The 14,526-nt window shown below is 42.6% G+C and carries 18 protein-coding genes; 14 read left to right on the forward strand and 4 right to left on the reverse strand.

Annotated elements, in window-relative coordinates:
- Positions 1–2 precede the first annotated feature (2 nt).
- The 11 genes from DMB88_RS02855 to DMB88_RS02900 all read left to right on the forward strand — a co-directional run bounded on the left by DMB88_RS02855 (position 3) and on the right by DMB88_RS02900 (position 7,473).
- Positions 3–323, forward strand: a complete 321-nt coding sequence (locus DMB88_RS02855; RefSeq protein ID WP_128100126.1) for a cytochrome C oxidase subunit IV family protein — start codon at positions 3–5, stop codon at positions 321–323.
- Between the two features lie 107 nt (positions 324–430).
- Positions 431–1,357 (forward strand): cytochrome c oxidase assembly factor CtaG, encoded by a 927-nt coding sequence (gene ctaG / locus DMB88_RS02860; RefSeq protein WP_128100127.1) that lies wholly within the window; start codon positions 431–433, stop codon positions 1,355–1,357.
- An 86-nt stretch (positions 1,358–1,443) separates the two neighbouring features.
- Positions 1,444–1,908, forward strand: a complete 465-nt coding sequence (locus DMB88_RS02865) for a DUF420 domain-containing protein (RefSeq protein ID WP_128104282.1) — start codon at positions 1,444–1,446, stop codon at positions 1,906–1,908.
- A gap of 111 nt (positions 1,909–2,019) precedes the next feature.
- Positions 2,020–2,391, forward strand: a complete 372-nt coding sequence (locus tag DMB88_RS02870; RefSeq protein ID WP_128100128.1) for a hypothetical protein — start codon at positions 2,020–2,022, stop codon at positions 2,389–2,391.
- A gap of 346 nt (positions 2,392–2,737) precedes the next feature.
- Positions 2,738–3,451 carry a hypothetical protein gene (locus DMB88_RS02875; RefSeq protein WP_128100129.1) on the forward strand — a complete coding sequence of 238 codons (714 nt, stop codon included), beginning with the start codon at positions 2,738–2,740 and terminating at the stop codon, positions 3,449–3,451.
- Positions 3,452–3,546: 95 nt separating this feature from the next.
- Positions 3,547–3,936, forward strand: a complete 390-nt coding sequence (locus tag DMB88_RS02880) for a GntR family transcriptional regulator (protein ID WP_128104283.1) — start codon at positions 3,547–3,549, stop codon at positions 3,934–3,936.
- Positions 3,937–3,949: 13 nt separating this feature from the next.
- Positions 3,950–4,513 carry an ATP-binding cassette domain-containing protein gene (locus DMB88_RS31895; RefSeq protein WP_368028314.1) on the forward strand — a complete coding sequence of 188 codons (564 nt, stop codon included), beginning with the start codon at positions 3,950–3,952 and terminating at the stop codon, positions 4,511–4,513.
- Between the two features lie 53 nt (positions 4,514–4,566).
- Positions 4,567–4,848, forward strand: a complete 282-nt coding sequence (locus tag DMB88_RS31900) for a hypothetical protein (protein WP_368028315.1) — start codon at positions 4,567–4,569, stop codon at positions 4,846–4,848.
- 20 nt (positions 4,849–4,868) lie between these two features.
- Positions 4,869–5,771, forward strand: a complete 903-nt coding sequence (locus tag DMB88_RS02890; protein WP_128104284.1) for an ABC transporter ATP-binding protein — start codon at positions 4,869–4,871, stop codon at positions 5,769–5,771.
- Positions 5,764–7,062 (forward strand): ABC transporter permease, encoded by a 1,299-nt coding sequence (locus DMB88_RS02895; RefSeq protein ID WP_128100130.1) that lies wholly within the window; start codon positions 5,764–5,766, stop codon positions 7,060–7,062. The genes DMB88_RS02890 and DMB88_RS02895 overlap by 8 nt, the downstream gene beginning before the upstream one ends.
- A gap of 228 nt (positions 7,063–7,290) precedes the next feature.
- Positions 7,291–7,473 (forward strand): hypothetical protein, encoded by a 183-nt coding sequence (locus DMB88_RS02900; protein ID WP_128100131.1) that lies wholly within the window; start codon positions 7,291–7,293, stop codon positions 7,471–7,473.
- A 382-nt stretch (positions 7,474–7,855) separates the two neighbouring features.
- Here the strand turns inward: DMB88_RS02900 and DMB88_RS02905 are convergent, their stop codons facing one another.
- Both DMB88_RS02905 and DMB88_RS02910 read right to left on the reverse strand, forming a co-directional pair.
- On the reverse strand, positions 7,856–8,719 hold the full coding sequence (locus DMB88_RS02905; protein WP_128100132.1) for an NAD(P)-dependent oxidoreductase: 864 nt from the start codon (positions 8,717–8,719) through the stop codon (positions 7,856–7,858).
- The gene (locus tag DMB88_RS02910; protein ID WP_128100133.1) at positions 8,716–9,087 is read right to left on the reverse strand and encodes a hypothetical protein; all 372 of its coding nucleotides are present in this window, start codon (positions 9,085–9,087) and stop codon (positions 8,716–8,718) included. Before DMB88_RS02910 ends, DMB88_RS02905 begins: the two co-directional genes overlap by 4 nt.
- A 142-nt stretch (positions 9,088–9,229) precedes the next feature.
- Between DMB88_RS02910 and DMB88_RS02915 the strand changes: the two genes are divergently transcribed.
- The 3 genes from DMB88_RS02915 to DMB88_RS02925 all read left to right on the forward strand — a co-directional run bounded on the left by DMB88_RS02915 (position 9,230) and on the right by DMB88_RS02925 (position 12,764).
- Positions 9,230–10,180 carry a helix-turn-helix transcriptional regulator gene (locus DMB88_RS02915; RefSeq protein WP_128100134.1) on the forward strand — a complete coding sequence of 317 codons (951 nt, stop codon included), beginning with the start codon at positions 9,230–9,232 and terminating at the stop codon, positions 10,178–10,180.
- A 342-nt stretch (positions 10,181–10,522) separates the two neighbouring features.
- A complete protein-coding gene (locus tag DMB88_RS02920; RefSeq protein ID WP_164848590.1) occupies positions 10,523–11,083 on the forward strand; it encodes a DUF4367 domain-containing protein in 561 nt (186 codons plus the stop codon).
- Positions 11,084–12,008: 925 nt separating this feature from the next.
- A complete protein-coding gene (locus DMB88_RS02925; RefSeq protein WP_128100136.1) occupies positions 12,009–12,764 on the forward strand; it encodes a hypothetical protein in 756 nt (251 codons plus the stop codon).
- A 69-nt stretch (positions 12,765–12,833) separates the two neighbouring features.
- On the opposite strand, the gene DMB88_RS02930 is transcribed toward DMB88_RS02925, so the two are convergent.
- Complete coding sequence (locus DMB88_RS02930; RefSeq protein ID WP_128100137.1) at positions 12,834–13,121, reverse strand: hypothetical protein; 288 nt, start codon at positions 13,119–13,121, stop codon at positions 12,834–12,836.
- A gap of 362 nt (positions 13,122–13,483) precedes the next feature.
- Positions 13,484–14,383, reverse strand: a complete 900-nt coding sequence (locus DMB88_RS02935; protein WP_128100138.1) for an AraC family transcriptional regulator — start codon at positions 14,381–14,383, stop codon at positions 13,484–13,486.
- Positions 14,384–14,526 lie beyond the last annotated feature (143 nt).

Consider the following 14,526-nt stretch of genomic DNA (forward strand, 5'->3'; position numbering starts at 1 on the left):
ACATGTCGGTACAGGATAAAGTAGATCAGGAACCAGTGAAACACCGTCACCGGACAGAAGGGCCACAGAAACACGTCGTGGTGTTTATCTTCTCCATCATACTGACACTGATCGCATTCGCAGCTGTTAAGGCCGGTGGTGTTAATGCAACGTTTACGATCATCTTGCTGGTCGTCATGGCGATTTTACAGGTGTTTGTACAGCTTGGTTATTGGATGCACTTGAAAGACAAAGGTCATTTAATGCCAATTCTGTTCATGGCATTTGGATTCTTCGTAGCATTTACGTGCATTATTATGTCACTCTATTGGGTTTGGTGGTAAGAGAAGATGGCGGCGGCTTATTGTCGCCGTCTTTTCCCCTTTTTGGCGAACCATCGGAATAGGCGTTACAAGTACCAACCAAATTAGTTCACGGGGAGGTTTCCCGTATGCTCGGGTTGCAATATTTTAGTTTTAATGATCTGTGGAGCCCTGCCATTCTGGCATTATTTCTACTTATCGGAGCAGGTTACCTCGTGCTGGTAGGACCCGTCAGTGAGAAAGTCAGTGGAGCAGAACCAGCAACTGCAGGACAGCGAGTTTTGTTTATTACCGGACTTCTCGTTTTTTATTTAGCTCAAGCGGGGCCTTTCAACCTGTTGGGACACGTCATGTTTAGCTTTCATATGATCAGCATGGCTCTATCATATTTGGTGGCTCCTCCCTTACTTATGAAAGGACTGCCTAACTGGGTCTGGCGTAAAATCGTAAGTTATCTGCCAACAAAGCAGTTATCTTTTCTAGCTCATCCGATCGTGGCAGCCCTATTGTTTAATGGGTTGTTCTCCATCTATCATCTGCCGGTAGTGCATGATTATGTCATGCTCAATTTCACGGTTCATCGTCTGTATTACATTGCGCTTTTCATCACTTCAATGCTGATGTGGTGGACGCTCCTTAATCCGTTACCGGAAGGCAGACAGGCGTCGGGACTATCCAAAGTTGGGTTTATTTTTCTCAATATGGTGTTGCTTACGCCAGCTTGTGGTTTGATTATTTTCGCCTCAGAGCCTCTATATGCAACCTATAGCAATCCTGCTGTGTGGGCTGAGGCCATGCGTTATTGTGTATCAGGTGATACATCGGCATTGCTGCGATCTTTTGGAGGGCCTGCGTTCTTCAACTTTCTGTCATCTGCGAAAGAGGATCAGCAGGTTGGCGGCATCATTATGAAATTCATTCAGGAGGGCATCTTCGTGTCCATGCTGGCACTTGTTTTCTTCCAGTGGTATCGCAAGGAGAAGCAGGAAGATGACGAGGATGATTCCCACCCAAAGGAGCCACCGGTGATGCCATTTAACCCTGCTACAAAATAATAAATATTGCTTATAGTATTGTTCAAGAGACTCCTAAGAAGACTAACTTATTCGAACTACAAGATATGAATAAAGGGGGATACATGATGGATATGTATTTTCTTCTGCCTACGATCAGCACGTCTTTCATTGTGATTAGTGCCGTACTGGTGGGAATTGGCTGGATACTTATTATTCGCGGTAAACGGGAAGCGCATCAGTCCATGATGGTGGCAGGTGCGGTAGCAGCATTAATATTTTTTGTTATTTATATGTCTCGAACGATCTTTGTGGGCAACACGGCATGGGGCGGCGAACCGGATATGGAGATCTTCTACCGAATCTTTCTGATCTTTCATATTATTCTCGCAACTGTGGCTGCGGTTTTCGGTATCTCAACACTTGTACTTGGGTTCAAAAAGAAGTTCAAAACACACCGTCGTTGGGGGCGGTTCACATCTATGATCTGGTTCAGTAGTGCCATGACGGGTGTGATCGTGTATGTTCTACTGTATATCCTGTATCCAGGTGGGCACACGCGACCTGTGTGGGAAGTTATTCTTGGGGTCTAAACGTACGGTGTAAACTGCAAATCTATGAAATTGGACGAATCTAGTGGAAGATTCGTCCAAGCTCTCTCTTGAACACATTCATAGAATGAGTTTGAGAGGGGGATACAATAAATGAAAAAAACAGTCCATGTCAGTCAAACGTATCCACGTCTCACAGTGTACTCGGATGAGAACTTCACAGGAAGAAGCCGGATTTACCGTGGCAACACGGGTCTGCGTAACTTGGAGAACATCCTTGGAGGCGTTGAGAGTCTGCGTTTCTTCTCGACAAGCTCCAATGCAACACTCGTTGTGTTCACAAGACCTAACTTCCAGGGTGGATTCCGTGTTTACCGCGGGAACACCAGCTTGAGAGACTTGGATGACTTGATCCGTGGCAACGATGTGGAGTCCTTAATCTCTACGAATGAACGCTTAACACTAGCTGAGATTCGTGCAATTCGCAGTAACCGTAGTTTGCCTAGCGGCTACGACCTCGTGTAATGGTTAGACCTCTTCTGCAATCAGGTGACGGGTAAATTGAACAAGCTGTATCTTTAGTGTGTATATACACACTATGGATACAGCCTTTTTTTGTGCCCAAAATTCCGGAATACAACCCCATCAAACATAAAGTTATTCAAGTCCAAAATATGCCGTTTTTCCCGTAGTGACGCTGTTTATTGCAGTTTAAGTAATGTGTTCAACCTCCGCGAATTCCTGATTCAGGAAAAAAAGTGTTGACGGGAAAAGTGTTAGGTCTGTATACTGTGTATATTGATATATACAGTAAACACAGTGAGCACACAGAACACAGTAAATGAATGAAAGTTGAAAGGCAGGCGTGCATATGAACGCATGGAAGCAAGCGTTGTGGTTGACCCGCAGTGAGATGAGTAAGGATCGATTCCAGTGGTTATGGAGTGCAATTTTTATGATTTACACGGGCAGCATGAGCGGTGTTATGTTGATTCAGCAACATGAGGTTAGCTTCATTAACCCTGTTGTAGATACCTTTTTTCTAATCATGGTGCCCTTTCAGGGATTCCTGTTCAGCAGACGTTCATTCCGTTACATACAGGAGGATTCCTATACACAGATGCTGGCCTTTTACCGCAGACTCCCAATCCCGAATGAAACGGTGATGTGGTCAAGACTTCAGCAGTCGATTCTGACGTTTGCTTATAATGGTATCTTCTTCTACGGATCGTTGTATGTGGTCAGATTACATGAGGAAGCCTTCCGATGGGATCAATATCTGGCGTTTGCCATGACATGTACAGGATATGGACTTTTTATGACAGGCTTGTACATCTACGGAGAGTTTCTCTTCAGTGGCAAAAAATACTTACTTCTCAGTGCGCTGCTCTTGCCACTTACCATCGGTTTATCGTTATTAATTCGATTGTCAGGCAGCTACGGATTATGGATTGTCATGGATCACAGTAAGAAATGGAGCTTGTTATCCCCGATCATGTGGATTGCTCTGGTGGGTGGTTTAACCACACTATGGCTATTCAGTCGTCTGACATTGAAGAAGCTGGCATGTCGGGATTTAAGTTAATCGTATGAGAGAAAGATGTCACTTGAGAATACAGAAGGAACCGGCGGTACCAGCTTGTAACTGGGCGAGATGTACCGGAGGGCGAGGTGCAAAATGTGAAGATACCGATTCAAATCAATGAAAATAGCGCTGAACCTCTATATCACCAGATTGAAAATCAATTAAGATCATTAATCATTACGGGTCAATTAGGGGAGGGAACGCATTTGCCGTCCATTCGTGAATTCGCCGGAGCACTGAACTGTAGCGTGATTACGGTCAGACGGGTCTATCAGGATCTGGAGAATGAAGGTCTGCTTCGTACGAAGCAGGGGACAGGTACATTTGTAGCCCAAGTTGAAGCGGATGATAGAGAAAATTATAGATTGAAGGCTGCGCAGGAAGCGATGCAAGCTGCGGTGCAGTCTGGCAAATCGGTCGGATGTACAGAAGAAGAGATGGAAAGTTTGTTCCGAGAAGCCCTAAGAATTATTTATCCGAAGTAGGGGAGGGATTACCATGATGGAGCCTGTGGCTATTCAACTGAACGGCGTATCCAAAATGCGAAAACGTAGAGTGATTGGCCCGATTGATCTGACCATCCCGGAAGGGTATGTCATTGCAATCCTCGGTCATAACGGTTCTGGCAAAAGCACACTATTGAATATGCTGCAACAAATTGTACTGCCAGATAGTGGACAGATCATATGGTTTGGAGAAGAGCACAATGGACCGCTACCGATAGAGCTGAGACAACAGATTGGTTTTGTGGCAGATAACAGCGGGCTTGAAGAGAACCAGCTTACGGCGGAGGAAGCAGTCCGGTTTCGCGCTTACTGGTATCCGCGCTGGGATATGAAGCTGTTTGACCAGCTGATGAAAGAGATGGACGTGCCGCGGGACGTGAAGCTGATCAAGATGTCCAAGGGAGAACGGCGGAAGTACGAGATTGCAGCTGCACTCGCAGCGCGTCCCAGACTTCTTCTGCTGGATGAACCGTCCTCCGGACTTGACCCTTTTGCCTGGAAAGTGATGGTTGAGCAGTTCCGAAACTTCATGGCAGGGGAGATACCACGATACTGATTGCTACACATATCGCAGATGAGGTCAAGCGGCTTGCGGATTACATCGTACTGATGCACCGTGGTCAATCCCTGGGCATGGCGGAGAAAGACAGCGTGCTCGATCAGTGGAGAGAGGTCTGGTATGAAGGAGATCTTCGTCCAGAGAGTATCCCTGGCGTGGTGGAATCTTCTACAGATGAGAATGGTCTGGTGCGTATTGTGACAACCCGGATCAGTGAAGCACAGGAAAGACTGGAGCTGTCCAGTAATCGGGTGCTGAAAATTCGTAACTTGGAGCTTGATGAAGTACTCGCATTCTGGATTGCCGGGTATACACCCATACAATGGAAATAACCGAAGGGAGACGATAAATGATGAACCGATTGGAATTGACGCAAGTCGTTAAGCAATATGCAGACAAAACAGCTGTTAATGGAGTCACGCTCAATGTAAAAGAAGGTGAGATTTACGGACTGCTCGGAGCCAATGGTGCAGGTAAAACAACAACGATGCGAATGGTACTTGGCTTGATCCACCCGGATGGTGGAAACATCCTATACAACGGCAAGCCGTACAATACGGAGCTGCAACAAATTATGGGCTATCTTCCGGAAGAACGCGGACTTTATCCGAAGGTGAAGGTTAGTGAGCAGATTAATTATCTGGCTAGGCTTCGTGGGATGAGTGCTAAGGATGCAGATAAGAGCCTGAAGTACTGGCTTGAGCGTTTCGAGGTTCCTGAATATTATGACAAAAAGATTGAGGAGCTGTCCAAAGGTAACCAGCAGAAAATGGGCTTTATCGCAGCTGTCGTGCATCGCCCTCAAATTCTTATTCTAGATGAAGCCTTCAGTGGACTGGATCCGGTGAACGTGGAGTTGCTCAAATCAACCGTTAAGGAATTACGGGATGAAGGTACAGCTATTCTTTTCTCCACACACCGTATGGAACATGTTGAAGAGTTATGTCGTCAGATCACCATCCTTCATCGCTCTAACACTGTAGTGCAAGGTGAGATCAAGGAAATTAAGAGTCGCTATCCACGTGAGCAGGTTGCTCTAAGCACTGTAGGTCAAGTGGATGGTCTGGAATTGTTAACAGGTGTAACGAAGGTAGATCAAAATGAGCGTGGCTACACGATCCATATCAGCCATGTTGATGCAGCTCAGGAGATCCTAAAGCATGCGATGTCCCAGACAACTGTCGAGCATTTTGAGATTAAGGAACCAACGCTTAACCAAATCTTTATTCGTGAGGTAGGTGAGTCGAATGAATAAAATGGGAACGATTACGGGATTTACGTTTAAAAACAAAGTTAAAACCAAATCATTCATGGTAACGACGATTGTACTTGCAATTCTGATTACGATTGGACTCAATGTGCCATATTTCATTACTTTATTCAATGGTGGCCCAATTGGTGGCGGAACTTCAGGTAATAACCCGGTAAACATCGGGCTTCTCACATCAGGACAGCCGGAAGTGTCTGAGAAACTGGAGAGCTTCTCTTCGGCGCAAGGAGATCAAGCATATCGTTTCATCGCGGGTGGTGACAAGGATGAAGCGGCTCTACAAGCTGATACAGAAGCAGGGCTTACGGATGGTTACTTGAAGTTTGAGGCTGTAGCTGGACAGGAGTTCCCGCAGCCAATCCTGTACTCATCCGACGAGGTATCACCGCAGATCATTGCTTCCATTGAAGCGGCTCTGCAAAGTGTGAAGCTTGATGTAGTTGTAAGAGACGTGCTCACAGCAGAACAAAAAGAACTGATCACAACACCTGTGAAGCTTACCCAGGAAAGTCTGAGCACAGAAGAAGGGGCAGTTGGTGCGGAATCGGATAATGGTATGAGCCCGATTAACTACATTGTTGTGTATCTCCTCATTATCCTGCTGTTCACTTCAACGATGATGACAGGCAATATGATCGCTTCTGAAATTACAGCAGAGAAGAGTTCCCGCATCATGGAGATTCTTATCACGAGTGTGTCTCCGCTGAGTCAGATGTTCGGTAAAATCATTGGTATTTTCTTAGTAGGTATCCTGCAGATTGGAATCTTCGGAGCGGTGGTTGCTGCTAATATGTTGCTTCCTCATAACGTTGATGTACTAGGTGATTTCAATATGAATCTGAGTGACATCAATACGGCTGTCATTGTGTATGGACTTATCTTCTACATCTTAGGTTACTTCTTGTATGCAGTAATGTTTGCTGCGATTGGCTCAATGGTAAGCCGTACAGAGGAACTTGGTCAGGCAGTTCTGCCAATTACGATGCTGTCGCTCGTCTCGTTCTACATCGCCATCTTCAGTATCGCTACACCAAACATTTTGTTGTTGAAAGTGGCTAGCTTCATTCCGTTCACGTCGCCAACTGCAATCCTTGTACGGATCGGTGCTGGCGTTGCCCCAACGTGGGAGATTCTGACGTCACTTGTAATTCTCGCTGTATCTATTCTGGTCTTTGGCTGGCTCGCAGCTAAAATCTATCGCACGGGTGTACTGATGTACGGTAAACGCCCAACCTTTAAAGAGCTCTTTAAAGCAATGAAAGCATATAAGATCTAAATAAATTGCAAAAAAAAACAAGTGTGCGCTGTCATAATTAGTGATAATGTTTTCATAATTTATGACAAAGCTTTTTCAGAATAAATGAGAAATGTATGTTTATGCATAGTTATTCACCCGAAACAGCGTAATATAACTCTGAGCTAAATAATGTTGTAGTGGGTGAGTTAAACACCCACTACAACATAAAATTAAAAACAATTCCAATACACTATGGAGGTAATTAATATGATTAATCAATTAAATACAAAGGCCTATAAGTTAATGAGTGCAGGAGTAGTTGTTCTATTATTAGCATCAGTCATCAGTGGAGAAGGCTCTGTAGTGAAGGATGCCGTTCAAGGGGTAATGATGGGAGCTGGAGCTGTTTTCGCAGCTGTTGGTCTCTGGATGGCTGGTAGCAAGAATTAAGAAGAGTTAAAAAAGAGAGGTGCTACTCTAGAAATGGAGTGGCGCCTTTTTTAATATTTACTCAAGTAGATTTTTTATTTTGAAACTTATAGACTGGTCATCCATAATCATTGCTGAAATTACTGTAAATTTGTAATTATTATGAATTAGGCTAACGGGTAGGAGAGTTGAACAAATGCATAGAATGAGTTGAATTTTACGGCTTTATTCTATAGAACTTAATGCATCTAATGAAATGTAGATTAACGAATAGGAGGGAGAGAAATTATGAAGCTGAGGAATACCTCTCAGCTTCATGAAAAAATCAATAAACAATCAGAGTACCACTTCTAAAAATATCTACACGGTAAGTAAAAGAACAACGCTTCACGCTTGGGGATTGTTACCTTAAAGTCTTCACAAGTGCGGCAACTTCCTCGTTTCCATACCCATCTTGTATCGCTCTGCTGAACATATTCTTGGCAAATTCGGGGAAATCATCATTGATTCCAGCTTCATGAGCTTGCTGCTGTAGTAATTTGATTGTTATCATACAGTTGTTAATTGAAGTTTGGGGCGTGGCATATTGTTCATTATGAATAACTTCACTCTCGTACTTCATGACAGCTCCGATCATAGGTGAGATGCTCGCAATCAGTTGGCCCAAGCCGTTGACTTCGAGGCCATCCGATTCCATAATACGCGCTGCATGGAAGAAACCGATATAAGATGCAAATAAATAGGCGAGAAATGCCAGATCTGTTGTCGAAGCTGCACTGACCTTTTCTCCAAGAAAAGGAGCGTACCCTGCTAAACTCTCAATGATATCTATATTCCCATCATAAGCAGCCTTCGTACCGGAAAAAAATATGGCCGCTTCCGGTTGTCCAATTTGAGAGGGCGATGCTGCGATGGCTCCATCCAGATAACTGGTTCCCTGAGCAAGCATCCATTCGCCTAAGTCTCTTGCCTGCTGCGGACTTCCTGTACTTAATTGTATTACAGTACGCCCCATAAGGGTGGAGCGAACGTCTGATTTATCCAAAATTTCATAGGACGCTTCATAATCGGATACACAGACAATCGATGTCTTACTGGCACGGATAGCTTCGCCAACAGTGGATACATACCGTGCCCCTTTTTGAACAAGTTCCCCTGCTTTATCTGAAGAACGATTCCACACATAGACCTGATATCCTTTTTCCAGCAAAACACTCGCCATTGCATTTCCCATCGAGCCAAGTCCAATAATCGAAATATTTTTCATGCTTTTGTTCCTCCTTTTTCTGCTGGCATTAAATGCCTCATTACCATATCATTCGGATCTATCATGGATACAAAGTTTCTAAATTCCAAGGTGGTAGGCAATTGCTTCAATGCAGATAGAGCTGATTGCATATCCTTCCAGGAGATCAAATCAGTCCAACTTATCTCGTCCTCCGTACATAATAAGCTTCGCCGTACAAAACCAGGAACTTGATGTATAAGTAATTGCTCCAATTCTTCCGCGGCTCTAATAAATTGTACGCGGTTGGATCCGTCCTTCAGTCTGAACATGACTAGTTCCAGCACCTCATCCGGGTTGTTATTTATCTCAGTTTGCTGATCCGTTCCCTGTTTCAACATTTGTTCCATTCCTTATCCATTCCTCTCATCGTTCAGTTCAGTGTTAGTTATATTTGCTTGACTACATGACTCAGTATACGAAATAATAGTGACAACTAATGACACTATTTATAGGTGCTTTTAAAATATATTTAGGAGTTGTAGTATCCAAATGAACAAAGCACAACGTCTTGTCCAGCTCATCATGCTGGTAAACGAACGTAAAACCTTTACCATTCAGGAATTAGCAGATGAATGCGGTGTATCTCGTCGGACGATGACCCGCGATCTCATGGAGTTAAGCGAACTTGGTGTACCCCTATATTCACAGCCAGGACCCGGTGGGGGTTACCGTGTGCTACGAGACAAGGTGCTTCCGCCCATACTGTTCACCGAGCACGAAGCAACTGCATTATTTCTTGCTGGACAGTCATTGAAGAACTATCGCCATCTGCCATTTGATAATGAAGTAAACAGCGCTCTGCACAAGTTCTATCATTACCTTCCGAATGAGATGAAACAGAAGATAGATCATATGCAGCAAAAGCTTGTATTCTGGATTCCACCACATCAATTAGAAATTCCGCACCTGAAGGGTTTACTCGATGCCGCACTGAACCCGCATCCAGTTCGAATTACTTATGAAGCTGCACAACGTAAAGAGAGAATTATTCATCCCATTGGACTCTATACGATGAACGGATTGTGGTATTGTCAGGCATACTGTGAGTTGGCACAGGACCATCGAGTATTTCGAGTAGACCGGGTCCAGGAACTGATTGTGCTCCCACAACAGGATGTAGTTGAGATTAAATTAACGGAGAAAGAGAATATACGACCGTGGATCATGAGGATGGATGACACGGATACAATTGAGCTTGAAGTCCATCTGACTGCTGAAGGCGTCAGGCGTTGCCAATCCGAGTTATGGTTGTCTTCTTCAATCAATATCCACGAAGATGGTTCTGGGATTATAAGGCGCTCTATTAGTTCTTCTTACCAGTTGTGGGCTGTACACTTTTTCTTAGGGCTTGGTATCGAAGCCAACGTCTGCCGACCCGCTAAGTTAAGGAGCCTTGTTCAAGAGAAACTGCAGCAATTGCTTGAACTCTATCAGAGCTAATGATTAAAATTCCAACATAGATTAGTAGCATGTAACTCTAAAAAAGGCTGCTACTGTGAACATTAGAGCAACAACCGCACTTCTAACTCGATAGGCTATATCCTTGGGCGTACAAAAAATAATGACAGACTACTTAATGAATACTGCTATCCGACAATCATTTTTATAAACTATGAGAATCAACATATCCATAACTTATTAAGCTAACGTAGAAACGATAGCTCAATAGTAAAACCAAGAAAGCAGCTGATCATTACGATTGGCTGCTTTTATTCAACTAACGGGCAGGTTAATTGAACTTGACTAGGGCATAATACTGACAAAAATATGGAGGCAATGCTCTTGTCTAAATGGATTATTTCATTGGTTATAATGTTTATCATTTCTGCTGAAATTAACAATAGTCAGCTCATCGTATTAGCTAAACCTACGTCAGCTTTTTCATATGTTGAACTGGACAAGCTAAAACCTGTTGCGGACTTCAAAATAATAACACCTTCTTTCTCCATACAAAGCTATAAATTGGAGATTAAAGAACCATATCCGTTTAATCCAGATCAATCTGTTTCCAAAGTTAGGCTTCACTTTTTTGATGAATCAGGAGAGTCATATATGTTTGGTATTGAAGAACATAAGGCGGTTGGTTATAAAATAAACCGTGATATTACTACGATCGATGTTCGTAACCAAACAAGTACAACAAGAACTGTAGTCGAAGACTTTAAATTTAGTGAACGTAGAGAGAAAATTAACATAAATGGAATTAAAGGGAGTTTTGAAGCATGGGTTAACCATGTACCAGGTGGATACTTACGATGGGTACATAATGGTACTTTCATTCAAATGGATAGCGGAGAATTAACTAAAGAGGAAATGACCGCGTTGGCAAGATCAATGAAATGATTTAGTTAACGGGTAGCAATAGCTCAATAAAAGCAGGAAGGCATCAAACATGAGTCGCTAAGTTGTTCTACTCTCAGCATCAGTCATCAGTGGAGAAGGTTTTGTGGTGAAGGATGCAGTTCAAGGGGCGATGATGGGGGCTGGAGCTAATATCGCAGCTGTAGGTCTCTGGATGGCTGGTAGCAAGAAATCATGAAGGTAGAAGAACACCTTTTATAAGATTGTGAAGGAGTTCGAGAAGATGAATGCTTTATAATTTGAAAAAAACAACAGGAGGGCAATTTTATCGACTGTTGTTTTTATTGAGGTAAGTGCTCTTTTTTAAGAAATCCACTGCATATCATCAATTTTCATGGGGCAAATATGAAGTGAAATAATCTTTATAAAAATGACTAACATACACTACCACCATGGGGAGGCATTTTTAGTTTTATAGAGAGTGGATATCAGTTAATTGCGTATTGATATGAGAAGAGCTTCTGCTTCTGCAACAGGAGCGAAGTTTTTGCACCTAAGATGCTTACACCCATTAAGAAGAATAAGGAAAAATTAAAACTTTAGGGCGGATGCTAGTGGCTCTAAAGCGACAAGAACGGCTACTTATTGGATCGCTACGTCCAGCTGCAGTGTTGCTCAGATCCATTACTATAGCGCCTAAGCTTGGATCAAAGCGTCTTGGCACGGCGCTCTACGTTCATGTCTCCCGCTTCATAAACTTAAGGGAGCCAAATTCAAGAGCAAAGCATCCTGATGTGTGTATCATTGACTCTATCAGAGGTACCATTATGGAATGAGATAGTTTTCAAAGAAATTATATAACATAATTTTAATTTAATTAGTAAATAATGTTAATTTTATGTCACTCATAAGCTCAGTAGCACTGATATAATTTCTCCTAGGTGCTAGATGAAAGGGGAATATAGTGTTGAAAAAAGAGCTTGGTGTAGTAATGCTGTTGAGTGCTGTTTTGCTTTCAGGTTGTGGGTCAGATAAGCTCGAAACAGATACGCAGGGTGCTGGGGATTCTTCGAGTACACAAGTAACGACACAACCGGAACAAGGGTCAGACTTAAATAAAAAACTAATTCAGAGTTCGGATGATAATAAAGTTAAATTGTTTGCAATTAATGAAAAAGATAATGAAGTTCAAGGCACTACATTAGAGCTCAATGGCAAAACGAAGGACTTTAATTGGACTTTTCCAGCTGTAGAAGAATATAAACCTCAAGTCTACTTTGCTGATGTTACAGATGATGGAACAGAGGAAGCAGTTATAACAGTTTTCAAAAATAGAAGTCCAGGAGTTTACCTCGAAGAGATCCATGTTGTAAAGTCGGATGATTTGTCTGAAATTAATATTGAAAACCCCTTAGAGATTATAACAAAATCTGTTGAGACCAGTGTTCAGAACAATGAGGGTTCATTAAATGTGACAGTTAAGATTGGTGACAAGCAACATGAGTTAGTTCACGAAGGCGACTCAGATTTTGAGTACAAGAAAGAACTGAATTTTGGTGGTGTTGTTGACTATAACGTAGTCAACAACAAAATTGTTGCTAAAGTGGATGGAAGTGTTGGCATAGGTGAATATGTTTGTTCCTTAACAGTGAATTATAAATATGACAGTGCTACCAAAATGTTTACTGCGGACAAGATTGAATTTTCTCCAATAAATGAATAAAAAAGATAGCTGAACCATAAAAGATTCAGCTATCTTTTGTCTTAGGCGACATAACATCTTGCTTAATTTTTAAGGAATGATGTTAAAGAACATGTGACCACCGATAGCGATTTTAGAAGAGACCTGGAAAGTGCCTGTTCCCGGCATTTTGTAGTACAGCTTACCATTTTCAGTGTAGGATAAATTGTTGAATAGTGATGTGGCGGTGTAGTATAACTTGTCTCCAATGGGATTTTTGTGGGCGGTCACATTGGAAGCAAGAGATACACAGTTTTTCCAAGCTGCACTGTTTAATTGTGCGCTGTCATGATTAGTCGTAATGCTTTCATAATTTATGAGAAGTGTATGTTTATGCATTGTTATACAGCCAATCCTCTAAAAATACGAGAAAAAGTCAGCTTTATAATAAATGTTGTTGTGGTTGATTTTAAGAATCCATTACAAAAAACTACAAAACAAACAATGGAGGCGATTAATATGATTAATCAAATTAAATACAAAGTCCTGTAAGTTAATGAGTGCAGCAGGAGTAGTTGTTCTACTATCAGCATCAGTCATAGGTGGAGAAGGTTCTGTAGTGAAGGATGCCGTTCAAGGGGCGATGATGGGGCTGGAGCTATTATCGCAGCTGTTGGTCTCTGGATGGCTGGTAGCAAGAAATAAGAAGTGAATGAAGAGGTAAAATGAAGAGATAGGCTACTCTAGTGGAGTAGCGTCTATTATTTCGTTTTCTCCAGTTCACTTCTGAATTCCCTGAAACCTTTAGGGGTTCTTCCTTGATCCTTTTTGAAGGATTGGATGAAGTGATTCACATGATTGAAGCCTACTTTGCCAGCGATTTCGGTAATCGTATCATCTGAGGTCACGAGTAGTTCGCAGCTTTTCTTAATCCTATATTTGATAAGGTACTCATATGGCGTCATGTGAACTGTCTTTTTGAAACTTCGTGTACACTCCGAAATGCTCAAATGCGCTGTATCGGCAATCTCCCGTAGCGTGATCGGACTCGAGTAGTTCTGATGGATAAAACTCAGCATAAGCTGCAGCCTTTCCTGCTGCCGTTTGGCATGTTTTGGCACATCCTCTTGCGATAGCGAAAGGTTGGATATCAGGCTGAACCAGAGCTGTACGGTCATGATCGAAATCTCATACTCCCAACCCCAATTTTTGTTTCTAATGAATACTCGTCTCATGTTCCAAAGCATGTCCAGAGCTTGCTTTTCCCACTCGGCATTATCAGCAATCACGATCGAAACGAAAGAAGAACGAGTGTAGGGGAGCACATACTTCTCTTCCATGGTGCTGTCTGCGTGGAACGCGAGTAGCTTCTCGGGAAAGTTAAAACTTACATATTCGCCATCCTGGCTCAGCTGTGTCGTGACATGAAGAATTCCTTTGTTAATGAGAATCGCCTGCCCGGTCTTTAACTCATGATCAACTCCGTTGACTTGAATGACGAGTGTTCCTTTCGTGACTAACGTGATCTGTAGCTCTTCATGCCAATGCAGGTCGTTGAATCCTCTACCTTCGGGAACACTTGTATAGAGCGTATGGGTGTACATGATATAGGGAAATGAATGATCGGGATATGCAATTGTCTCGTGCAACGGTTTGGGCATATCAGAGAAACCTTCTTTCGATGACGATATATCTATATTTTTCAGCGATATACTTGCACGTTTTATATAAAAACGATGATATTATCATATCATATCTATGGCTTATCACTAGAGCCTGTGCACAGATGATCGGATAAGACCTC

The sequence above is a fragment of the Paenibacillus sp. DCT19 genome (assembly GCF_003268635.1).
Taxonomy (GTDB): domain Bacteria; phylum Bacillota; class Bacilli; order Paenibacillales; family Paenibacillaceae; genus Paenibacillus.

Excerpts from the sequence above, each read along its gene's own strand:
- DMB88_RS02855 (WP_128100126.1), top strand. The coding sequence starts at position 3 with ATGTCGGTACAGGATAAAGTAGATCAGGAACCAGTGAAACACCGTCAC.
- ctaG (WP_128100127.1), top strand. The coding sequence starts at position 431 with ATGCTCGGGTTGCAATATTTTAGTTTTAATGATCTGTGGAGCCCTGCC.
- DMB88_RS02865 (WP_128104282.1), top strand. The coding sequence starts at position 1,444 with ATGGATATGTATTTTCTTCTGCCTACGATCAGCACGTCTTTCATTGTG.
- DMB88_RS02870 (WP_128100128.1), top strand. The coding sequence starts at position 2,020 with ATGAAAAAAACAGTCCATGTCAGTCAAACGTATCCACGTCTCACAGTG.
- DMB88_RS02875 (WP_128100129.1), top strand. The coding sequence starts at position 2,738 with ATGAACGCATGGAAGCAAGCGTTGTGGTTGACCCGCAGTGAGATGAGT.
- DMB88_RS31895 (WP_368028314.1), top strand. The coding sequence starts at position 3,950 with ATGATGGAGCCTGTGGCTATTCAACTGAACGGCGTATCCAAAATGCGA.
- DMB88_RS31900 (WP_368028315.1), top strand. The coding sequence starts at position 4,567 with ATGCACCGTGGTCAATCCCTGGGCATGGCGGAGAAAGACAGCGTGCTC.
- DMB88_RS02890 (WP_128104284.1), top strand. The coding sequence starts at position 4,869 with ATGAACCGATTGGAATTGACGCAAGTCGTTAAGCAATATGCAGACAAA.
- DMB88_RS02895 (WP_128100130.1), top strand. The coding sequence starts at position 5,764 with ATGAATAAAATGGGAACGATTACGGGATTTACGTTTAAAAACAAAGTT.
- DMB88_RS02900 (WP_128100131.1), top strand. The coding sequence starts at position 7,291 with ATGATTAATCAATTAAATACAAAGGCCTATAAGTTAATGAGTGCAGGA.
- DMB88_RS02905 (WP_128100132.1), bottom strand. The coding sequence starts at position 8,719 with ATGAAAAATATTTCGATTATTGGACTTGGCTCGATGGGAAATGCAATG.
- DMB88_RS02910 (WP_128100133.1), bottom strand. The coding sequence starts at position 9,087 with ATGGAACAAATGTTGAAACAGGGAACGGATCAGCAAACTGAGATAAAT.
- DMB88_RS02915 (WP_128100134.1), top strand. The coding sequence starts at position 9,230 with ATGAACAAAGCACAACGTCTTGTCCAGCTCATCATGCTGGTAAACGAA.
- DMB88_RS02930 (WP_128100137.1), bottom strand. The coding sequence starts at position 13,121 with ATGCATAAACATACACTTCTCATAAATTATGAAAGCATTACGACTAAT.
- DMB88_RS02935 (WP_128100138.1), bottom strand. The coding sequence starts at position 14,383 with ATGCCCAAACCGTTGCACGAGACAATTGCATATCCCGATCATTCATTT.